General features: G+C 50.8%; 22 protein-coding genes. 13 read left to right on the top strand and 9 right to left on the bottom strand.

Annotated elements, in window-relative coordinates:
• Positions 1-40 precede the first annotated feature (40 nt).
• Genes mfd through GS398_RS02450 form a run of 3 tightly spaced genes read left to right on the top strand, consistent with a single transcriptional unit; the run spans position 41 to position 5,174 of the window.
• The gene (mfd, locus tag GS398_RS02460) at positions 41-3,385 is read left to right on the top strand and encodes a transcription-repair coupling factor (RefSeq protein WP_202405930.1); all 3,345 of its coding nucleotides are present in this window, start codon (positions 41-43) and stop codon (positions 3,383-3,385) included.
• A gap of 49 nt (positions 3,386-3,434) precedes the next feature.
• Positions 3,435-4,073, top strand: a complete 639-nt coding sequence (locus GS398_RS02455; protein ID WP_160905147.1) for a response regulator transcription factor — start codon at positions 3,435-3,437, stop codon at positions 4,071-4,073.
• Positions 4,074-4,103: 30 nt separating this feature from the next.
• Positions 4,104-5,174: a PA0069 family radical SAM protein gene (locus tag GS398_RS02450; protein WP_160905146.1), complete on the top strand. Its 1,071-nt coding sequence runs from the start codon at positions 4,104-4,106 to the stop codon at positions 5,172-5,174.
• Positions 5,175-5,249: 75 nt separating this feature from the next.
• Here GS398_RS02450 and GS398_RS02445 read toward each other — a convergent pair whose 3' ends face one another.
• Genes GS398_RS02445 through GS398_RS02425 form a run of 5 tightly spaced genes read right to left on the bottom strand, consistent with a single transcriptional unit; the run spans position 5,250 to position 8,198 of the window.
• Entirely contained in the window at positions 5,250-5,996 is a 747-nt protein-coding gene (locus GS398_RS02445; RefSeq protein WP_160905145.1) for a zinc ribbon domain-containing protein, read from the bottom strand.
• Positions 5,996-7,093, bottom strand: coding sequence for a Nif3-like dinuclear metal center hexameric protein (locus tag GS398_RS02440; protein WP_160905144.1), 1,098 nt, complete (start codon positions 7,091-7,093; stop codon positions 5,996-5,998). Before GS398_RS02440 ends, GS398_RS02445 begins: the two co-directional genes overlap by 1 nt.
• Positions 7,094-7,112: 19 nt before the next feature.
• Positions 7,113-7,484 (bottom strand): TM2 domain-containing protein, encoded by a 372-nt coding sequence (locus tag GS398_RS02435; RefSeq protein ID WP_160905143.1) that lies wholly within the window; start codon positions 7,482-7,484, stop codon positions 7,113-7,115.
• A 9-nt stretch (positions 7,485-7,493) separates the two neighbouring features.
• Positions 7,494-7,781: a DUF2752 domain-containing protein gene (locus GS398_RS02430; protein WP_160905142.1), complete on the bottom strand. Its 288-nt coding sequence runs from the start codon at positions 7,779-7,781 to the stop codon at positions 7,494-7,496.
• Positions 7,782-8,198, bottom strand: a complete 417-nt coding sequence (locus tag GS398_RS02425) for a DUF4199 domain-containing protein (protein WP_160905141.1) — start codon at positions 8,196-8,198, stop codon at positions 7,782-7,784. It abuts the gene before it with no gap.
• Between the two features lie 114 nt (positions 8,199-8,312).
• On the opposite strand from GS398_RS02425, the gene GS398_RS02420 reads away from it, so the two are divergent.
• A complete protein-coding gene (locus GS398_RS02420; RefSeq protein ID WP_160905140.1) occupies positions 8,313-9,137 on the top strand; it encodes an N-acetylmuramoyl-L-alanine amidase in 825 nt (274 codons plus the stop codon).
• Positions 9,138-9,214: 77 nt separating this feature from the next.
• Here GS398_RS02420 and GS398_RS02415 read toward each other — a convergent pair whose 3' ends face one another.
• From GS398_RS02415 to GS398_RS02405, 3 genes are all read right to left on the bottom strand, one after another.
• Positions 9,215-10,882 (bottom strand): glutamine--tRNA ligase/YqeY domain fusion protein, encoded by a 1,668-nt coding sequence (locus tag GS398_RS02415; protein ID WP_202405929.1) that lies wholly within the window; start codon positions 10,880-10,882, stop codon positions 9,215-9,217.
• A gap of 145 nt (positions 10,883-11,027) precedes the next feature.
• On the bottom strand, positions 11,028-11,801 hold the full coding sequence (locus GS398_RS02410; RefSeq protein WP_160905954.1) for an enoyl-CoA hydratase/isomerase family protein: 774 nt from the start codon (positions 11,799-11,801) through the stop codon (positions 11,028-11,030).
• Positions 11,802-11,827: 26 nt separating this feature from the next.
• Positions 11,828-12,247: a cobalamin B12-binding domain-containing protein gene (locus tag GS398_RS02405; protein ID WP_160905139.1), complete on the bottom strand. Its 420-nt coding sequence runs from the start codon at positions 12,245-12,247 to the stop codon at positions 11,828-11,830.
• A 175-nt stretch (positions 12,248-12,422) separates the two neighbouring features.
• Here GS398_RS02405 and GS398_RS02400 point away from each other — a divergent pair, with 175 nt between their 5' ends.
• From GS398_RS02400 to GS398_RS02360, 9 genes are all read left to right on the top strand, one after another.
• On the top strand, positions 12,423-13,832 hold the full coding sequence (locus GS398_RS02400) for a sigma-54-dependent transcriptional regulator (protein ID WP_160905138.1): 1,410 nt from the start codon (positions 12,423-12,425) through the stop codon (positions 13,830-13,832).
• Between the two features lie 115 nt (positions 13,833-13,947).
• Positions 13,948-14,889, top strand: coding sequence for a PAS domain-containing protein (locus tag GS398_RS02395; protein WP_160905137.1), 942 nt, complete (start codon positions 13,948-13,950; stop codon positions 14,887-14,889).
• A 67-nt stretch (positions 14,890-14,956) separates the two neighbouring features.
• Positions 14,957-16,024, top strand: a complete 1,068-nt coding sequence (locus GS398_RS02390; RefSeq protein WP_160905136.1) for an AI-2E family transporter — start codon at positions 14,957-14,959, stop codon at positions 16,022-16,024.
• Between the two features lie 78 nt (positions 16,025-16,102).
• A complete protein-coding gene (locus GS398_RS02385) occupies positions 16,103-16,369 on the top strand; it encodes a YtxH domain-containing protein (RefSeq protein ID WP_160905135.1) in 267 nt (88 codons plus the stop codon).
• A 29-nt stretch (positions 16,370-16,398) separates the two neighbouring features.
• Positions 16,399-16,773: a phage holin family protein gene (locus GS398_RS02380; protein ID WP_160905134.1), complete on the top strand. Its 375-nt coding sequence runs from the start codon at positions 16,399-16,401 to the stop codon at positions 16,771-16,773.
• The gene (locus GS398_RS02375; protein ID WP_160905133.1) at positions 16,774-17,217 is read left to right on the top strand and encodes a hypothetical protein; all 444 of its coding nucleotides are present in this window, start codon (positions 16,774-16,776) and stop codon (positions 17,215-17,217) included.
• 60 nt (positions 17,218-17,277) lie between these two features.
• A complete protein-coding gene (gene trmB, locus GS398_RS02370; RefSeq protein WP_160905132.1) occupies positions 17,278-17,940 on the top strand; it encodes a tRNA (guanosine(46)-N7)-methyltransferase TrmB in 663 nt (220 codons plus the stop codon).
• Positions 17,927-18,262, top strand: a complete 336-nt coding sequence (locus tag GS398_RS02365; protein WP_160905131.1) for an MGMT family protein — start codon at positions 17,927-17,929, stop codon at positions 18,260-18,262. The genes trmB and GS398_RS02365 overlap by 14 nt, the downstream gene beginning before the upstream one ends.
• 38 nt (positions 18,263-18,300) lie before the next feature.
• The gene (locus tag GS398_RS02360) at positions 18,301-18,651 is read left to right on the top strand and encodes a carboxymuconolactone decarboxylase family protein (RefSeq protein ID WP_160905130.1); all 351 of its coding nucleotides are present in this window, start codon (positions 18,301-18,303) and stop codon (positions 18,649-18,651) included.
• A 103-nt stretch (positions 18,652-18,754) separates the two neighbouring features.
• Here the strand turns inward: GS398_RS02360 and GS398_RS02355 are convergent, their stop codons facing one another.
• The gene (locus GS398_RS02355; RefSeq protein WP_160905129.1) at positions 18,755-20,068 is read right to left on the bottom strand and encodes an amidohydrolase family protein; all 1,314 of its coding nucleotides are present in this window, start codon (positions 20,066-20,068) and stop codon (positions 18,755-18,757) included.
• Between the last annotated feature and the right edge of the window lie 13 nt (positions 20,069-20,081).

Genomic DNA, 20,081 nt, shown 5'->3' with positions numbered 1-20,081 from the left:
TCACTAAAAACTGATTACTCTTACGTACCTTTGCCCCGGTTTGAATGTTCGTGATCTAGTAAATTTATACAAGGCAGATGCAAGGGTAGCCGCACTGGCAACGGCGCTTAATGGCTCGAAAAACCCGCGGGTGCATCTTAAAGGATTGGTCGGATCGTCGGAAACGATGGTTGCGCTTGCCCTTTATTTCCTGCAGCACCAGCATATGATCTTCGTGCTGCCGGATAGGGAGGAGGCTGCTTACTTTCAAAGCGACCTCGAGAATATCCTCGATAACGACGTCCTCCTCTTTCCTTCCTCTTTCCGCAAATCCTTTGACTTTACACAGGTAGATACTACTAACGTATTGCAGCGCGCTGAAGTGCTCAATGAGCTGAACCATGCTTCGGAATACGGCAAGCTGGTGGTTACCTATCCAGAAGCGCTCGCCGAAAAGGTGATAGACCGTTACGACCTGGAAAAAAACACACTGGAGATCGCCGCCGGGAATAAACTGGATATCGAGTTCATCAGCGAGTTCCTGGTAGAATACGACTTTCAGCGCGTGGATTTCGTTTACGAACCCGGTCAGTTCTCCGTTCGCGGGGGGATTGTGGATATTTTCTCGTTTTCGCACGAGCTCCCGTACCGGATCGAGTTCTTCGGCGACATGATCGAGAGTATCCGTACGTTTGGCACCGAGAACCAGCTTTCTGTTGAATCCGTGAAAGCCATCACCATAGTGCCCAATGTGCAGGCGAAATTTCTCACAGAACATAATATCTCGATTCTCGAATACCTTGGCCCAGGCTCACTCGTGTGGATGAGGGACGTGCAGTTTACACTGGATATTATACGTACCGGTTATAAAAAAGCGGTGGAGCTCTGGAAAGCCCTCCCGGCAGCGGAAAAGGAACAGAACCTTTCCTGGATCGATCCGAAGTTTAATTTTACGGATGAAAAGCTGCTCGCAGACCAGCTGTCGGATTTCGCTATCGCGGAATTCGGGAAGCAGTTTTTTTATCATGCAAAGGAGGTTTTCGATTTCAACATCAAACCGCAGCCTTCCTTTAACAAGGATTTTAACCTGCTGATCCATAACTTTAAGCTGCACGACCACGCGAAGATCGCTAACTATATTTTCACGGATTCGCCGAAACAGGCGGAAAGGCTGTACAGCATCATCGAAGACATCGATAAAACGGTAAAATTTACACCCATTAACCTCTCCTTACGCGAAGGTTTTGTAGATCACGACCTCAATATCGCCTGTTATACCGACCACCAGGTCTTCGACCGGTACTACAAATACAAACTGAAAAAAGGGTATAACCGTACACAATCCATCACGCTGAAGGAGCTTCGGGAACTAAAACCCGGCGACTTTATCACCCATATAGATCATGGCGTAGGTAAATATGCCGGCCTCGAAAAAGTGGAGGTAAACGGGAAAACGCAGGAGATGATCCGGCTGGTGTACGCCGACAACGATCTGTTGTACGTAAACATCAATTCCCTGAACCGCATTTCCCGTTATTCGGGCAAGGAAGGCACGGTGCCGAAAATGAATAAGCTGGGCACCGATGCCTGGGACAAGCTAAAGAAAACCACAAAAAAAAAAGTTAAAGATATCGCCCGCGACCTGATCAAGCTCTATGCCGTCAGGAAATCGAAAACAGGCACGGCCTTCCACCCCGATACTTACCTGCAGACCGAGCTGGAGGCTTCGTTCCTGTATGAAGATACCCCCGACCAGGTAAAGGCTACCGCCGACGTAAAAAAGGACATGGAGGCGCCGCATCCCATGGACCGCCTGATTTGCGGGGACGTGGGCTTTGGCAAGACCGAGATCGCCGTACGTGCCGCTTTTAAGGCGGTTGCCGACAGCAAACAGGTAGCTATCCTGGTACCGACTACGATACTTGCAGCGCAGCATTACAAGACGTTTTCGTCGCGCCTGGCAGATTTTCCGTGTAACATAGATTATATCAACCGGTTTAAATCGCCCAGGGAGGTAAAGGAAACGCTGGCAAAGCTCGAAGACGGTAAAGTTGACATCATTATCGGTACGCACCGACTCGTGAGTAAAGACATTAAGTTTCGCGATCTCGGCTTGCTGATCATCGATGAGGAACAGAAATTTGGTGTAGGCGTTAAGGAGAAGCTCAAGCAGATGCGCGCCAACGTAGATTCGTTAACGCTTACGGCCACGCCGATCCCACGTACGCTGCATTTTTCGCTGATGGGCGCACGCGACCTGAGCATCATCAGCACCCCGCCGCCAAACCGGCAGCCGGTAACCACCGAACTGCATGTGTTTAATGAGAAACTGATTAAAGAATCAGTAGAATACGAGCTCGACCGCGGCGGCCAGGTGTTCTTTATCCATAACCGGGTGCAGGATCTTGCCCAGCTTGGCGGCCTGATCAAAAAGCTGGTACCTAAAGCACGTATCGGTATCGCACATGGGCAGTTAGAGGGCGACGACCTGGAAGACGTGATGCTGCAGTTCGTAAGTGGTGAAAAGGACGTGCTGGTGGCCACTACCATTATTGAAGCGGGCCTGGATATTCCCAACGCAAATACGATCATTATTAACCACGCTCATATGTTCGGTCTCAGCGACCTGCACCAGATGCGGGGGAGGGTGGGCCGGTCGAATAAAAAGGCCTTTTGTTACCTGCTGAGCCCGCCGCTCTCCACGCTTACCAGCGAAGCCAGGAAGCGGTTAAGCGCCATCGAAGAGTTCTCGGATCTTGGCAGCGGCTTCAATGTGGCCATGCGCGACCTCGACATCCGCGGAAGCGGGAACCTGCTTGGCGCCGAACAAAGCGGCTTTATAGCCGAAATTGGCTTTGAAATGTACCACAAGATCCTGGATGAAGCCATCCAGGAGTTAAAAGACGAAGAGTTCCAGGGCCTGTTCAGCAACGAGTCGCCGCGGCCGTTCATCTCGTTCACGCAAGTAGATACGGACCTGGAAGTGCTTATTCCCGACGATTACGTAACCAACATCACCGAACGCTATAACCTGTACACCGAGCTTTCGAAACTGGAAAACGACGCACAGCTCGACCAGTTCTCGCGCGGCCTGAACGATCGCTTCGGCCCGGTGCCCTACCAGGTGAAAGAGCTGATGAATACCCTGCGTCTTCAGTGGCTGGGAAAAGACCTCGGTTTTGAGAAGATCTCTTTCAAGAAAAAAGTGCTTCGCGGGTACTTTATCACCAACAAAGAATCGGCTTATTTTGAAAGCGGGCAGTTCGGACGGATCCTTAGGTTTGTAAGCGGCAACCCGCGCCGGTGTAACCTCAAGGAAGTAAAGGATACGCTGCGCCTGGGGATCGACGATGTTTCTACGATCTCTGAAGCCATCCTGCTGCTGGAAGAGATCAGCCGAAGCTAAAACTTACCTGAACTTTCTGTACCTTACAGCCGAAATCTCCCCGGTTTTTATGACAGAAGTACGAGTAGCAATTGTAGATGATCATTCCCTTTTCAGAAGCGGAATTGCTTCTGTGCTTAGTGAGTTCAGCGGTTACAAGATTCTTTTCGAGGCCGGGAACGGGCAGGAGATGATCGAAAAGATCAAAAAAGGCCAGGTTCCTTCCATCGTGTTGCTCGATATTAATATGCCCGTAATGGATGGCCTGGAGACCGCCAGGTGGCTGAAGAAAAATCACCCTAAGATCGGTACCATCATTCTTTCGATGTACGAGGATGAGGGGCGCGTGCTCACCATGTTGCGGGCAGGTGTAAAAGGCTACTTGCTCAAAAATACCAAACCCGCCGAATTCCTCACCGCGCTCGATACCGTCGCTAAGTCGCAAACTTATTTTCCTTCATTCATTACGGATTTCCTCGTGAAAAACCTCAACGGCGAACCAACCGTGATGTCTGAGCTAACCGAGCTGGAGAAGGATTTTATCAGGCACGCCGCTACCGAGCTTACTTACAAGGAAATGGCGGAAAGCATGAACGTAAGCTTTCGTATCATAGACTCGATGAGGGCGGAGCTGTTTGAACGCATCGGCGTGAAAAGCCGCGTTGGGCTGGTAATGTATGCCATTAAAAAAAGACTGATCGAATTTTGAAATTGCTAATATATTTAGCAATTTTGATCCATGCCTTATGAAGAGAACGACGAGTATTTTAAGGGCCGGGGTGCGCAGGTAAATACTTACAACAAGTTTCTCCGGAACAGGTATGTAACCGATCATATCGAGGGCCTTGACGAGGTGATGCACGAAAACACGGCCACCCAGCTGTTTATGGAGCATGCTAAAAAGATCGTAAGCATCTCTGACAGCCCCGATCTGCCGTTTATGTATTCCATAAACCCTTACCAGGGATGTGAGCATGGTTGTTTGTATTGCTATGCCAGGAACGCGCACGAATACTGGGGATTTAGTGCCGGGCTCGATTTCGAGCGAAAGATAGTGGTAAAGAAAAATGCCGCGGAATTGCTCGAGGCGTTTTTTAATAAACCCGGGTATAAACCTACATCCATTATGCTCTCGGGGAATACCGACTGCTACCAGCCTGTGGAACGCAAGCTGCAGATCACCCGTTCGCTGCTGGAAGTGTTCCTGAAATACCGTAACCCGGTGGCGATCATCAGCAAAAATAACCTGATCTACCGCGACCTGGACCTGTTGAAAGAGCTGGCCCGTATGGACCTGGTGCATGTTACCGTCACCATAAATTCGTTAAACGAGAGCCTGCGGCAGAAGATGGAGCCCAGGACGGTTACCGCCCGGAGCAGGCTGATGCTCATCAATAAACTTGCTTCTGAAGACATTCCCGTGAGGTTGATGCTGGCGCCCATCGTGCCGGGCTTAAACAGCGACGAGATCCCCGCGTTAATAAAGGCCGCTTCAGAGGAAGGTGTTCGCGGTGCGATATTTACCATTGTGCGGCTAAACGGCGCGATATCCGAGATCTTTACCGATTGGATCCGCAAAGCATACCCTGATAGGGCGGAGAAAGTGCTGCACATGATCGCCGATTGCCACGACGGCCGGTTAAACGACAGCCGCTGGGGTACCCGCATGCGGGGCGACGGGAAAGTGGCAGACAGCATCCACCAACTATTCAGGATCTCGGTAAACAGGTTTTTAAAAGGCAGGTCGATGCCTGAACAACGAACCGACCTGTTTATGCCCGCAGGAGGGAAACAATTGGGGCTTTTTTAAACTGATAACTATTGGCCAGCTACCATCCGGATATAAAAAAGGCCCGCCGGGCTCGCCTTTATATCCGGATGGTGATTATCCTTCTTCCACAATATCGTGTGCCAGCGCTTCATCCACCAGGATGCGTCCGCAATGTTCACATACAATCACTTTTTTATGCTGGCGGATATCCATCTGCCGTTGCGGCGGGATCTGGTTAAAACATCCTGAGCATGAATCGCGCTGGATGGTTACCACGGCTAATCCGTTCTTGGCATTGTTGCGCAGGCGCTTGTAGGCGGTTAATAAACGCTCATCGATGGTTTTCTCCGCTTCGGTTGCACGGTCTGACAGCTCATCTTCTTCCTTCTGTGTTTCGGAAGTGATGTTATCGAGCTCCGCTTTTTTTGCAGCTAAGTCTTTTTTACGTTCTTCGAGGTCGGCTAAGGCCTTTTCGTAAACGTCGGTTTTGCTGGTGATCTCGAAATCGTATTCTTTGATCTTTTTCTCCGAAACCTGGATATCAAGTCCCTGGATCTCTATCTCCTTCGAGATCGCATCGTACTCGCGGTTATTTTTCACCTCGTTCAGCTGTCCTTCATATTTCTTGATGGCTGCATGAGCGTCTTTGATGTTATTCTTGCGTGTTACGATCGAGTCCTCGAGATCGTCGAGCTCATTTTTTATTTTCTGAATACGCGTTTCCAAACCGGCTACTTCATCTTCAAGGTCGGTAACCTCCATAGGAAGCTCTCCACGAACCTGCCGGATCCTGTCAATCTGTGTGTGGATGGTTTGAAGCTCGTATAAAGCTTTTAGCTTTTGTTCTACAGTTTGTTCCATTAAATCAAGTAATTGATGGGGTTGGTATTTATTTCCGTTAAACGGAGTGCAAAAGTAGGAAATTTTTTCCGTATTATTCCAAACAACAGTTGCTGTGTAAATTGCTCACTTTCAAAATGTCCGGCGTCGGCGATCACGATCTTTTCTTCGGCGTCAAAAAACTCGTGGTATTTATAATCGGCGGTTACAAAAACATCGGCGCCGGCAGCAATGGCATGGGGGAGGAGAAAACCTCCCGCGCCGCCGCAAACGGCCACCTTCTTTACCTTTTTTCCCAGGAGTTTGGTATGGCGGATCACTGATGCGCCCAGCTGCGATTTCACGAACCGCAAAAAATCCAGTTCATCCTGTGCTTCCGCCAGGTTCCCGATCATGCCAGGGCCCACCAGCGGGTGGGTGTTGGCGAGCGGGTAAAGGTCGTAAGCCACTTCCTCGTAAGGATGGGCGGCTGCCAGGGCTTTAAGTAAATTCCGTTCTATCGTTATGGGGTAGATCACCTCTATCCTGGTTTCCGGCTCGGTATGTAATTTTCCCGGCTCACCGGCAAACGGCTCGGTATTTTCGTTCCCCCTGAAGGTGCCGGTTCCGTCTGTGTTGTAACTGCAGGAGTCATAATCGCATATCTGGCCTGCCCCCGCGGTAAATAACGCTTCGCGTACCTGCGCTGCCTGCGAAAAGGGGCAAAACGTGACGAGCTTTTTTAGCAGGTTGTTCTTTGGCGAAAGGATCCGGGGCTCCTGGATCCCAAGTTTTTCGCAGATCATGGCATTTACGCCGGTGTGGATACTGTCGAGGTTGGTATGAACGGCATAAAGCGCGATGTTGTGCCGGATGGCCTTCATCACCACGCGCTCTACGTAGGTCTTGCCATTGAACTTTTTGAGGCCCTTGAAAACGATCGGGTGGTGAGAAATGATCAGATCCGAGCCGGTCCTGATCGCTTCGTCGACAATATCTTCCGTACAATCGAGGGAGATCAATGCCGAATTAACCTCGCTGTCGGCAGATCCCACCAGGAGGCCGGCGTTGTCGTAGTCTTCCTGGTAAGATAGAGGGGCTAAAGACTCGATGCAGGCGGTAAGCTCGGATAATTTCATCGGCAGCGTTTTCCGCAGCTTATATTCCTTTGGCCGGATACATCACCCGAACCATATTTGCAGACTCGTATGCTGTTTTCTCGTTATAATCCCTGGCGATGCTTTGGTGATTAATGAGGTCGACAATGGTTCCGATATAACAGAGGCCAATGGTTAAGATATATAAAATGCCCATGCCGGTTTGCCCTGTTACAAATCGCTGAATGCCTCCGATACCTAATAATCCTATTAGGGTAAATAACAAGATATCCTGGGCGGATTTCCGTCTTCCCGAATAGAACAAGACAAACTGTTTTGCCTGTTCATCGGTCATGCCAGTCATGGTATGCTGAAGATATGCGTACTCCTCAGGAGTAATCCCTTTTAACTGTCCTAAAAAATCCTGATGCATAGTGATGGTTTAAGCGTAAATCCGCAGTGAGTTTAAGTAATTTTTAAACAAGATCAAAATGCGGTGGGTCAAAATCACCGTTGCGGGGAGGCCAAGCCAATGGTAACCAAACGAAGCACGCAGATCGCCATGCAGCAGCGCCGATACCGAACGTCCCAACCCGCAGCCCGGGCACCAGTTTAACCCGGCAAGCGCAAGCGGACAAACGGTAAAATGAGTTTCCCCAGGGTTGGCCACAGCGAGGAAAAGCAATCCGCCCAGCCAGCATACCAATTCGAAAGGAAATCTTTTTAGCATTTACAAATTTCGTTGCTTGTTCATAAGCACCAGCGACATCACAATATTGAAAAGGATCCCCACGATGCCGGCTGCGGCTATGCGTCCCATCAGGTTGGTTTCCAAAGCGGTAGAAACATATTGAATATACACTACCGAGAAAAAGGCAACGATGACCCCTGCCACCAGCATAATCTTAAATCCCTCAAAAATTCCTTCGAAAAATTCCATCCTGCCGCCGCTTTCCACGTCCCTGAAATTTTTGATACCCAAATATAAGCCGGTTAACGGAATTAGCACCGAGGCGTATTCCATCCACGACGTGCGGTCGGTCGTATTTGCTTCATCACCCCTCAACACTCCTGCGAAGTGCATCACCAGCAGCCAGATGCCGCTTACGATCCCGATCCCAATCCCATATTTAATCGCGTTCTTCATGATTTTTGTATTTTAGGTTGGCTAATGATCATTTTTAACAGCCGGTAACTTAAATTGTTCGTGGTAGTTAAGATCGTATCCCTACCTTTGGCATGCTAAACACGCATTATTTTCATGAAGTCAACCCTTTCCCGCTGCCTGCTGGCTGTATGCGGAATCGCTGTAAGCAGCTGCGCTCCGTTTAAATACAAAGCCACCAACAAGGTTTACAAGAAACAGGCGAAAGAATTTTCCAGGATCTACAAATACGTTCCGGCAACTAACGCCGGCCAGGATTCGCTCAGCCTGGCGGCAGACTGGGTGGGTACCACCAATTTCAGCATGCGGAAACCCAATTTCGTGGTGATCCATCATACCGCGCAGGATTCCGTGGGTCAGACGCTTAGCACCTTTACCCTTAAACGAACGGAAGTGAGCGCACATTACGTGGTCGCCAAAGACGGCACGATTTACCACATGCTGAACGATTATTTCCGTGCCCACCACGCAGGGGTAAGCAAATGGGGAAATGCCACCGACCTGAATTCTTCATCAATCGGCATCGAGCTGGATAACAACGGGTTTGAGCCCTTCGACGATCGCCAGATCGCCAGCCTCTTAAAACTCCTGGGCAACCTCAAGAAAAATTACAGCATTCCGGCGGCCAATTTTATCGGGCACGCAGACGTGGCGCCGCGCCGCAAGCCCGATCCGAACGAACATTTTCCCTGGCAGAAACTTGCCGAAAAAGGTTTCGGACTATGGTACGATAACATCATTGAGGTGGCGCCGGCAAACTTCGACCCGGTACCTGCGCTCCGTATCATCGGCTACGATACCGGCGACCTGAAATCGGCCGTCATCGCCTTCAAAAGACACTTTATCCAATCAGACATCGCCCCAAAGCTAACACAGCATGACCTGGATGTGTTGTATAACGTGTATAGGAAGTACTTGTAGTTATCAGTAGCCGGTGATCAGGGATCAGTTCCTGTATGGCGCTTACCGGCGCCGATCACGGGTTACTGATCTTACTACTACTTCTTCATTTCCTTGGCCCAGGCATCTCTCAGCGTTACCGTGCGGTTAAATACAAGTTTTTCGGGGGTAGATTCTTTGTCGAGCGTAAAATATCCCTTCCGGATGAACTGGTAGCCTTTGCCAACTTCGGCGGTGGCCATGTCCTGTTCGATATAAGCGCCGGGAATCACCTGCAGGCTTTCGGTGTTTACGTATTCCTTAAAGTCGCCTTCCCCGCTGCCCGGATCTTCTACCCGGAACAAGCGGTCGTAGAGGCGCACCTCGGCGGTTTTGGCATGCGGCACGCTCACCCAGTGGATGGTGCCTTTTACAGAGAGGCCGCTGTTGTCTTCACCGCTCCGGGTGCCCCAAACAACAGTGCAGTGCACTTCGGTAATATTGCCGGCCTCATCCTTGCGAAAATCGTCGCACTTTATGATATACGCATTCTTCAGGCGAACCATCAGGCCGACGCCAAGGCGGAAGAATTTCCTGGAAGGATTTTCCATAAAGTCTTCGCGTTCTATCCACAGTTCGCGACTGAAAGGGATCTCCCTGCTGCCGCCGCCGTTCTCTTCTTCCGGATTATTCTCCCCTTGGAAAATCTCTACCTGGTCTTCCGGGTAGTTGGTAAGCACCAGCCTGATAGGGTCGAGCACCGCCATGCGGCGCCATGCACGCTTATTCAGGTCTTCGCGTACACAGAATTCGAGGAGGCTTACATCAATGATATTTTCACGTTTCGCTACACCTATACGTTCACAGAATTCGCGGATGGATGCCGCCGTGTATCCTCTCCGGCGCAAGCCGCTGATGGTAAGCATACGCGGATCGTCCCAGCCCGTTACGTATCCGTCGTTCACCAGCTGCAGCAGCTTGCGCTTGCTCATTACCGTGTAGGTCATGTTCAGGCGCGCAAACTCATACTGTTTGCTCGGGTAGATCTCCAGCTGCTCGATAAACCAGTCGTAAAGCGGGCGGTGCGGGATAAACTCCAGCGTACACACCGAATGCGTGATCTTTTCGATGGCATCAGACTGCCCGTGCGCAAAATCATACATCGGGTAAATGCACCAATTGTCGCCGGTACGGTGGTGATGGGCGTGTTTAATGCGGTAGATGATCGGGTCGCGCATGTGCATGTTCGGGGAGGCGAGGTCGATCTTCGCGCGAAGTACCTTTTCTCCATCGCGGTAAACGCCGGCTTTCATATCCGAAAACAACCGGAGATTCTCTTCAACGCTCCTGTCGCGGTAACGCGAAGGAACACCGGGCTCTGTCGGGGTACCTTTTTGTCCGGCTATTTCTTCGGAAGTGCTATCGTCAACATAGGCAAGTCCTTTTTCAATCAGTTTTACGGCAAAGCTGTATAGTTTATCAAAATAATCGGAAGTGTACAATTCTTCGGCCCATTCAAATCCCAGCCATTGTACATCGTATTTGATGCTTTCAACGTATTCGGTTTCCTCGGTTTCGGGGTTGGTGTCGTCAAAGCGGAGGTTGGTTTTGCCCCCATAGCGCTGTGCCAGCCCGAAATTAAGGCAGATAGACTTGGCATGGCCGATGTGCAGGTACCCGTTTGGCTCCGGCGGAAAACGGGTGATAACGTTGCCACCGTGTTTCCCGCTTTTTATATCTTCTTCAATGATCTCTTCAATAAAGTTCAGTGACCGGTCTTCGCTCATAATATATACTAGGGACGCAAAAGTAATGAACGGCGGCGAATAATAGGGTGCCGTTGTCGCATTTTAGGGCTTTTGAAGTTTGAGGGCGGTCGGCCGGTTAAGCCTCCCATCTTAAACCTCCGACTTCAAACCTCCTGCATCCCGGTTAAAATTTCGGCTCCCTTTTTTCCAGGAAGGCGGATACTCCTTCCTTAAAATCGGCCGTACCGAAGCAATTGCCGAACTCGGCGATCTCGGTTTCAAAACCGTTCACGCCATCTTTACAAGCGGCATTGATGGCGCGGATGGCCGCTGCGGCCGAATTGGAAGAACGGGTAAGGATCCTGCCGATCAGGGTTTTTGCGGCGTCCTGCAGTTCTGCGGCGGGAACTACTTTGTTTACAAGCCCTGTACGGTACGCCTCTTCAGCGGAGATCATATCTCCCGTGAGGACCATTTCCAGCGCTTTGCCCTTACCGGCGAGTTGGGTAAGTCGTTGTGTACCGCCGTAACCGGGAATGAGGCCGAGGCTTACTTCAGGCAGGCCGAGCCGCGCATTGTCTGCCGCGATGCGCAGGTGGCAGGCCATAGCCAGTTCGAGGCCGCCCCCCAGTGCGTAGCCGTTGATAGCCGCCAGCACCGGCTTGGGGCCGTTCTCGATCAGGTCGAATACGCGGGTATGACCTTCACGGGCGAGCTCGCGGCCTTCCTCGACAGAGAAGGAGGCGAATTCGCTGATATCGGCGCCAGCCACAAATGCCTTAGGACCCGCACCGGTAATAATGACCGCCCGGGTGCCTGCATCCGCAAAAGCGGCGGTAAAGGCCTGGTTCAGCTCTGCCAGGGTTTCTTTATTCAGGGCATTGAGCTTATTCGGCCGGTTTATAGTGATGGTGAGCACCTTATCTGCAGCGCGGAGGAGGAGGTTCTGGTATTCCATGGTATGTTGAACGATAATGATATTGGTTAAAAATCGCGGTTGGCCTTTACCCATCGGCGAATGTAAGCGGCAATATCCTGTGTGTTGGTGCCGGGAGGGAAGAGCGTACCCACGCCGAGCGCATACAGGGCTTCCATGTCTGTTTCGGGTATGATCCCGCCGCCGGTAAGCAGTACATCGTCCAGGCCTTTTTCCTTCATCAGGCGGATCACTTTCGGGAAAACCGTCATGTGAGCGCCGGAAAGGATCGAGATCCCGATGGCATCTACGTCTTCCTGCAGGGCAGTGGCTACCACCATTTCGGGTGTTTGGCGTAAACCGGTGTAGATCACCTCCATGCCGGCATCCCGCAACGAGGCCGCAATGACTTTGGCGCCCCGGTCATGGCCATCGAGGCCTACTTTGGCAACCAGGATTCTGATCGGGCGTTGTATCTTGTCGCTCATCCCGTAAAAGTATCCTTTTTGGAGAATAATGAATAATGATTAATCTCCGCCACCTGTGCCGCACTACCTGATTTCAGGTATATGACGCATGTTTGTGGAAAAAAATTCCCGCTTTTTAAATTTAATTCTATATTTATTCGTTTAAATATCGGTTCAAAGAAACGCGCCCAATTATATGAAGAAGATCCTGATCGTAGACGACGAAGTAAACATTGGATTACTTCTCTCCCGGTTTTTAACCCGCAACGGCTTCGAGGTAAATACGGCCACGAGCGGCGCGACGGCGATGGAGCTGATCTCTAAGGAACCCTACAACCTGGTACTTTGCGACTTCAGGCTGGAGGATACCGACGGGCGCGAGATCCTTAAAAAGATCAAGGCCATCCACCCCACCACCGGGGTGATCATCATTACCGGTTACTCGGATATCAAGCTTGCCGTAGAGCTTATCAAGCTCGGTGCTTACGATTATATCACCAAGCCCTTGTATCCAGACGAGATCCTGAACACCATTAACAAAGCCATAGAAACGCAGGAAGCCCTTTCAAAAGTGTACAAGGAAGAACCGGGCAACCCCCAGCAAAAGCAGCAGGCCAATGCGGGTTTTGTAAAGGAAAAGTTCATTACAGGGCAAAGCATGGTCTCGGCCGACCTGGTGCGGCAGATCGAGCTTATCGCGCCCACCAGTTATAGCGTGATCCTCACCGGCGAGAGCGGCACAGGCAAGGAGTCGGTTGCAAAAACCATACACCTCAACAGCTTGCGTAAGGATAAGCCGTTTATCGCGATGGACTGTGGATCGCTCACCAAGGAGCTGGCGGGAAGCGAGTTCTTCGGGCACGAAAAAGGCTCATTCACGGGCGCCCTATACACTAAGATCGGCCATTTCGAGATGGCTAACGGCGGTACCCTGTTCCTGGATGAAGTGGGTAACCTTTCTTACGACATCCAGGCCGCATTGCTCAGAACGGTCCAGGAACGCAAGGTAAAACGTATCGGCAGCACCAAGGAGATCAACCTCGATGTGCGCATCATTGTAGCGACCAACGAAAACCTGCAGGACTCTATCGTAAAAGGCCGCTTCCGCGAGGACCTCTACCATCGTTTTAACGAGTTTAGCATTCACCTTCCGCCGTTAAGGCAGCGCGGGAAAGACATCCTGATCTTTGCCGACAGCTTTTTGAAGGAAGCCAACCAGGAACTGAACCGCAACGTGACCGGTTTTTCTGACGATGTAGTGGAATGCCTGCTTTCTTATAACTGGCCGGGCAACGTGCGCGAGCTGAAGAACGTGATCCGCAGGGCCACCCTGCTTACCGAGGGCAGCGTGGTGCAGATCAAGTCGCTGCCATTGGAGATCTCCACCTTCGCCCGTGTATCGGCTATGGAAACTGCCATGGGCGCCACGGCTGCGCCTGTTGGCGAAAGTAAGCGTAAGCTGAAGGACGCCGCCATGGAGGCGGAGTATGAAACCATCCTGAAGGTGCTCAAAGAAGTGAACTTTAACAAAACCAAAGCCGCCAGGATCCTTAACATCGACCGTAAGACCCTTTACAATAAAATGCGGGGAATTAAGATCGAATAACCCGCATTTGAGCAACAGAATGCACAGTAATGCCGTGTTTCAGGCGGTTTGCCGCTTGGAATTGCTGCGGGCATGCATCTTGTAATGGCTTCCTCCTGATCAATAAAGGAGGACGATGAAATTAGTGAACATTTTACTTGCTGGTAACCAGGAGCCGGAATTGACGGCCCTTGAGCGCCTCCTTGGTGCAACAACCGGCAATAAAGTTTACCGCGTAACCAGGTGCGGCACTTACCCGGAGGCGATCAATGCCATGCTTAAATCGCGTTTCGAGGCCTACCTGCTTTATGAAAAGGTGCAGGGGTACGAGGGCCTCGATCTTTTACACGAAGCGATCCGCTCAAATTGCACCGAGCCCATTATTTTCCTGGGTGAACATTACAACAAGGAAACAGACGAGACGGCCATGAATCTCGGTGCCGCCGCCTATTTTTCCATCGACAGCATCAGCGGGCATGTGCTCGACTCCTGCATTCGCTATGCGATAAAGAACAGCAGGTCGTTCAGCGCGCTGAAGGCCAGCGAGGATAAGTTCCGCATCATCTTCGAACGATCTAAAGACCCTATGTTTGTAACAGACATCAGCGGGAAGCATTACGATGTGAACGATGCCGCCCTGGAATACTTCGAAACAACGCGTGCGGAATTCCTGCGCGCCAATGCCGCAAGCTTTTACACGGACGAGTACCAGCGCGATCGTTACGTGACGGAGATGGAGCGGAACGGTTTTGTAACCGGGCATGAAATTTCGCTGAAATTGGCTAATGGCGGCTTGCGTTATTCCAGCATTTCTTCTTTCCTGCAGATCTCGCAGCATGGCTCCCTCAAGCTTTATTATGTCACCCTGCATGACATCACCGCTTTAAAAGCACGCAAAGCCCAGCCAGACGGTACCGTGCTGCTCGCGGACCAGATCCGCAATCCCCTTACCGCCGTAAACCTCGCGGTAGATGAGATCTGCGCCCAGCTGCACGGGCAGCCGCAGGACGTAAAATATTACCTTTCTATCGTGAAGGAAAATTGCGACAAGATTAACCAGCTGACAAAGTTTCGGTAAACAATTTCGTTGGTGCATAGTTTGTAGCACGTATAAGGCTGACTTTACCGACAAGTATTTACCACCGATGTCCCTCTTTAACCACAGACAGCGAAACAGCGTCGTCCTGTTTATATTGATCCTGCTCGGTGCCTGTGTGGTGTATTCGCTGCGCGCCATTGCCGGGTCGATGCTCAGTACCATTATCATGTTCACCATCCTGCGGCCGGTGTACCTGTACTTTGCCGACAGCCTCAGGTGGCGGCGCTCGGTGGCGGCCCTCACGGTGATGATCGGCTCGTTTATCATCATCATCCTGCCGTTCCTTACGCTTACGATGATGGTGATCAACAAGATCGCGGATTTTAAGAAAGATGCCATCCGCATCCGCGTGATCGGATCGAAGATAGACGATTTCCTGTCGGATAAATTTAACCAGCCGGATATGTACGAGCACCTCATCGAGAAATCGAATACGCTCGCCGGAGAGCTGTTCCCCTCTATCCTGGGGGGCGCAGGTGAGATCGCGTTGGGCATTACCATCATGTATTTCCTGCTTTATTTCATGTTTACCCAGCACGAGGAATTTGAAGCGGGGATGCTCAAGTACGCGCCCTTCCGCGAACAGAATGCACTGAAATTCGCCACCGAGCTGAAAAATATTACATACTCCAACGTGCTCGGACAGGGGTTTATCGCCTTTGTGCAGGGTGCGCTGGTGAGCATCGGCTTCTTTATTTTTGGCATAGACGACGCCATATTCTGGGGAGTGGTTTGTATCTTTTTGTCGTTCCTGCCGGTAGTGGGCGCGCCCATCGTATTTATCCCCGCCGCCCTCATCCAGATCTTTAACGGAAACACGTTTAGCGGTACCGGGCTCCTGCTATGGGGGCTTATCCTGGTGATCAATATCGACAACGTGATCCGCTTTATTATCGCCAAGCGCGTGGCAGATACGCATCCCATTATTACAGTGATCGGGGTGATCATCGGGATCCCTATGTTCGGTATTATGGGGCTCGTTTTTGGCCCCCTGTTACTGTCTTACTTTATATTGACCATCCGTATTTACGAAACCAGTAAAATGGCCAGCGAGCGGCTGGAAAAGATCAGGCTTTCGGAAGAAAAGAATAACATTTCTGAAAACACTTTATAACGATCCCTTGTATTGTAAAGGTAATATACGCGATGCTTAACCCTGGAACTGAAACTTAAACATAAAATCCTTAGAACCATGAAAGATAACACCAAAGTTATTGTAGCCCTGCTGGCGGGATTAGCCGCCGGAGCCGCATTAGGAATACTATTCGCACCAGATAAAGGCACCGAAACGCGTGATAAACTGAGCGATGCGTTAAAGAACCTGGGCGATTCTATTAAAGACCGCGCTGCGGAAGAGATCGATCACCTTGCAGAGCTGAAAGACAAAGTAATAGGCGGTTTCCGCTCGAAAACCGCTACCCCCGAAGAAGAGTTTAACGGCGCCACCGACCAGGTATAATCCTGGCCGGATAAACATCAGGAGATCTTATGCCAGAATCATACGAACCAAAAGAAGGAATACCGCAGCCTGAGAAACAAGATCTCATCGCCCTGCTGAAAGAATACCTCACCACCCGCATGGAGCTTGGACGCCTCACGCTTATCGAGCGGCTGGTGGTGATCATCGCCAACGTGGCTACCGATGCGTTTGTAGTAGTGGCCATGATCCTCACTTTTTTATTCGGGTCGATGACGCTGGGATTCTACCTGGGCGAACAACTGCAGTCGACCGCTGCCGGCTTCGGGATCGTATCGCTGATCTATTTCGGGCTCGCCCTGATCATGTACTTCATAAAAGACAAGTACGTAGAAAAGTACCTGATCAATTTTATGGTAAAGAAGATATTTCGTAAAAAGAAGTAGATGGAAAGATCATTCACCACAATAGATGAACTGAGGACAGAGATCTTTATGCTGAAAGGCCGCAGGATCGAACAGGAAGGCGCTATCAAGGAAAAGTTCAGCAGTCCCGGCGCGATCTTCGGTACCATAACCGGTCTTTTTAAAAGCGGAACAGGTAAACAATCGCTCCTCGGCGACTTGATGAGCCACGATATGGTGACCACCATTACGCGTGTGGTACTTCCCCTGGTACTCAACAAGATAGTTTTCCGAAAGTCGGGTTTCATCACTAAAGCTATTGTCACCTTCCTTTCACAGAAAGCGGCAAAAAATGTAAATAGTGATATGTTTGCCGGCCTGGTCGATAAAGTAACACACCTCTTTAAAAAGCGCCCAAGAGAGCCAAAGAAATCCGCAATCAGGATAAAAGATTACGGCATCCCGCCGGACAGCGAAACGTATTAGGAGGTTTCCTATTCTCTTTCTCCCCATAATAGATATTTTTGCCCCACAAACAAAGATCTAATGGGTAAAGACAAGCTCCGTCGCTTTGCGGAGATCGCCACGTTTCCAAACGTATTTCAGCTGGATGAGGGAAAAACCAACAAAGGCAGCTGGAACAGTAACTTTTTTAAGAATCCGAACCCTTTGGTATTGGAGCTCGCCTGCGGCAAAGGCGAATACGCAGTTGCATTGGCCCGGCTCTTTCCCGGGAGGAATTTCATCGGCATCGATTATAAAGGGAACCGCATCTGGCGCGGAGCCAAAACGGCGCTCGAAGAAGGGATCGGTAACGTGGCGTTCCTGCGCATCCAGATAGAACAGATCCTGGCGTATTTCGGGGCTCACGAAGTCGCGGAGATCTGGATCACCTTTCCCGATCCGCAACCACAGGTAAGCCGGGAAAAGAAGCGGCTTACATCGCCACGGTTCCTGGACATGTACCGCGAGATCCTTCAGCCGAACGGCGTGGTACACCTCAAAACAGACGACGATGCCCTGTTCCTTTACACGATAGACAAGGTAAACGAAAAAGGATTAACCGTACACTTACAAACCGACAACCTGTACCAGTCGGAGTACGCGGACGAAGTATTGTCTATAAATACCTACTACGAAAAGAAATACCTGAAAAAAGATAAGAATATCAATTACATCAAATTCGGTTTCCCCGATGGAGAAAGATAACTTTTTCGACATGGTATACCAGGTAGCAAGGCTCATTCCACGCGGGCGGGTCACCTCGTATGGCGCCATTGCAGCATACCTGGGCACTAAGGGATCTTCGCGCATGGTTGGCTATGCCATGAACGGCGCAGGAAGGGTGCACCCGCCAGTGCCCGCACACCGCGTGGTGAACCGCGCCGGCCTGCTCACCGCCAAACACCATTTCGGCGGCAGCCTCATGCAGCAATTGCTGGAAAGCGAAGGGGTCGAAGTGCAAAACGACCAGGTAAGGCACTTAAAAGCGGTGTTCTGGGACCCGTCTATCGAACTTAAACCCGATTGATATCGTACCTCATTTTTACGTTCCTTTAATAAAATGCCATGTCACAGCTTGTAAACGACTTTAACTCTTACCGTTCCCGCATGAACGACCGTATTATGGAAACCGCCAATACCAACATCAAGCGGTTTTTTGCACTCGATAGCACTTCATACGCCGAAGGTGCACTTCCCGTTAAAACCAAGGAGCTCCTGGGCCTGGTGGCCTCCATGGTGCTGCGCTGCGACGACTGCATCAGGTATCACCTGGAGAAATGTCACCACGAAGGCGTTACCCACGACGAAATGAATGAACTGTTTATGATCGCTAACCTGGTAGGCGGCTCGATCGTGATCCCGCATTACCGGCGGGCGGTGGAGTATTGGGATGAGCTGAATGCGGGAAAACTTTAAAGCGGGAAGCTTAAAGCAAGATCATGCCGTAACAAAAAGCCGGAAGCTTAAAGCGACATTCCCGTCGCTTTAAGCTTCCGGCTTTTTGCTTTCAGCTAAAAAATTACTGCTTCAAATTATATTTCTCCGCATATCGTTTGTACAACTGTTTGTGCAGGTTATCCAGGCTAACGTTCCTGCCGCCGATAAAGGCGGTTTCCACGTCGATCGTGATCATGTCAAGCGCATCTCCTTTGGAAATGAACAGGGTGGCGTCCTTTCCTTTTTCGAGGCTGCCCACCGTTTTGTCGATCCCGAGGATCTTGGCGGTGTTCAGGGTGATCATTGATAAAGCCTGTTCTTTGGTTAAACCATAAGCCGCCGCGGTGCCTGCTTCGAAAGGCAGGTTGCGCTGGCGCCAGAAGCCGATCCCGGTCAGGGAATACAGCACGCCGGCATCCTGCAGCATTTTTGGCATTTTATAAGGCAGGTATACGTCATCTTCGGTGCGGTTTGGCAGTGTCTGTGTTTCTTCCAGTATCACGGGGATGTTATTTTGTTTCAGTTCGTCGGCTACGAGGTAAGCCTCGTTACCACCGGTGATCACCCCTTTTAGCCCGAACTTTTTGATAAAGGCGATCGCTTTCAGGATATCCTTCGAGTTATTTACGGAAATGAACAGCTTTTTAGTGCCGTTAAACAACCCGGCCATCGCCGCAAAGCGGATGTTAGTAACAGCTGGCTTGCCGATCGTAGCATACCCCTGGGCTGCCGCGAAATAAGCGTACAGGTCGTCGATCTCCTTTTGCGTACGGTCGCCGGCATCTGCGCCTGCGGCAGCTGCGCCAGGGAAACCGCCGCCGCCAAAACCGCGGCCGGTACGTGAAACCGGCCAGTTAAGGTGAATGGCGATGTCGGTTTTATAAGCTACATCTTCCCAGTTCCAGCCGTCCATGGTTACCACAGACGATTGCCCGGAGATCACACCGCCGTTCGGGGTAGGCTGTGCCAGCAGGATCCCGTTAGAACGGAGGGTTGGGATCACCTTCGAATCCGTGTTATACGCGATCAGCGTACGGATGTGCGGGTTCATGTTGCCAGTTTCCGACTCGTCGAGCGTAGCCTTTACCGATTCAACTTCCACCAGGCCGAGGTCTGTGATGGGCGCGATAAAACCGGGATACACGTGTTTTCCGGCAGCGCTGATCACTTCCGCGCCGGTAACCGCCGGAGCAGCACCTTCGCCGATTGCCGTGATCTTTCCTTTATCAAAAGCAATGTAACCATTGCTGATTACCTGCCCGTTGCCCACGTGGATCATTGCGCCGGTAATCACTACCGGTTTGCCCTGGGGCAGGGCGGGCATAATATTGGGCTGTGCAAATGCCGCGGTGGTAGTTACAAGAACGGCCGCGAGCCCTGATATAAATTTCTTCATGTCTGGTTTCTTA

Source organism: Hufsiella ginkgonis, from assembly GCF_009834915.1.
Taxonomy (GTDB): domain Bacteria; phylum Bacteroidota; class Bacteroidia; order Sphingobacteriales; family Sphingobacteriaceae; genus Hufsiella; species Hufsiella ginkgonis.
The sequence above is the reverse complement of the archived record's forward strand: the minus strand, read 5'-3'. Positions and strand labels throughout refer to the sequence as shown.

Bases quoted from the DNA above. Each gene is read 5' to 3' on its own strand.
- GS398_RS02430 (WP_160905142.1), bottom strand. From the start codon at position 7,781: ATGCTAAAAAGATTTCCTTTCGAATTGGTATGCTGGCTGGGCGGATTG.
- GS398_RS02445 (WP_160905145.1), bottom strand. From the start codon at position 5,996: ATGGAACAAACTGTAGAACAAAAGCTAAAAGCTTTATACGAGCTTCAA.
- GS398_RS02435 (WP_160905143.1), bottom strand. From the start codon at position 7,484: ATGCATCAGGATTTTTTAGGACAGTTAAAAGGGATTACTCCTGAGGAG.
- GS398_RS02375 (WP_160905133.1), top strand. From the start codon at position 16,774: ATGGAAAGATCATTCACCACAATAGATGAACTGAGGACAGAGATCTTT.
- GS398_RS02385 (WP_160905135.1), top strand. From the start codon at position 16,103: ATGAAAGATAACACCAAAGTTATTGTAGCCCTGCTGGCGGGATTAGCC.
- GS398_RS02440 (WP_160905144.1), bottom strand. From the start codon at position 7,093: ATGAAATTATCCGAGCTTACCGCCTGCATCGAGTCTTTAGCCCCTCTA.
- GS398_RS02420 (WP_160905140.1), top strand. From the start codon at position 8,313: ATGAAGTCAACCCTTTCCCGCTGCCTGCTGGCTGTATGCGGAATCGCT.
- trmB (WP_160905132.1), top strand. From the start codon at position 17,278: ATGGGTAAAGACAAGCTCCGTCGCTTTGCGGAGATCGCCACGTTTCCA.
- GS398_RS02380 (WP_160905134.1), top strand. From the start codon at position 16,399: ATGCCAGAATCATACGAACCAAAAGAAGGAATACCGCAGCCTGAGAAA.
- GS398_RS02390 (WP_160905136.1), top strand. From the start codon at position 14,957: ATGTCCCTCTTTAACCACAGACAGCGAAACAGCGTCGTCCTGTTTATA.
- GS398_RS02365 (WP_160905131.1), top strand. From the start codon at position 17,927: ATGGAGAAAGATAACTTTTTCGACATGGTATACCAGGTAGCAAGGCTC.
- GS398_RS02355 (WP_160905129.1), bottom strand. From the start codon at position 20,068: ATGAAGAAATTTATATCAGGGCTCGCGGCCGTTCTTGTAACTACCACC.
- GS398_RS02360 (WP_160905130.1), top strand. From the start codon at position 18,301: ATGTCACAGCTTGTAAACGACTTTAACTCTTACCGTTCCCGCATGAAC.
- GS398_RS02450 (WP_160905146.1), top strand. From the start codon at position 4,104: ATGCCTTATGAAGAGAACGACGAGTATTTTAAGGGCCGGGGTGCGCAG.
- GS398_RS02400 (WP_160905138.1), top strand. From the start codon at position 12,423: ATGAAGAAGATCCTGATCGTAGACGACGAAGTAAACATTGGATTACTT.
- GS398_RS02395 (WP_160905137.1), top strand. From the start codon at position 13,948: ATGAAATTAGTGAACATTTTACTTGCTGGTAACCAGGAGCCGGAATTG.
- GS398_RS02415 (WP_202405929.1), bottom strand. From the start codon at position 10,882: ATGAGCGAAGACCGGTCACTGAACTTTATTGAAGAGATCATTGAAGAA.
- GS398_RS02425 (WP_160905141.1), bottom strand. From the start codon at position 8,198: ATGAAGAACGCGATTAAATATGGGATTGGGATCGGGATCGTAAGCGGC.
- GS398_RS02410 (WP_160905954.1), bottom strand. From the start codon at position 11,801: ATGGAATACCAGAACCTCCTCCTCCGCGCTGCAGATAAGGTGCTCACC.
- GS398_RS02455 (WP_160905147.1), top strand. From the start codon at position 3,435: ATGACAGAAGTACGAGTAGCAATTGTAGATGATCATTCCCTTTTCAGA.
- GS398_RS02405 (WP_160905139.1), bottom strand. From the start codon at position 12,247: ATGAGCGACAAGATACAACGCCCGATCAGAATCCTGGTTGCCAAAGTA.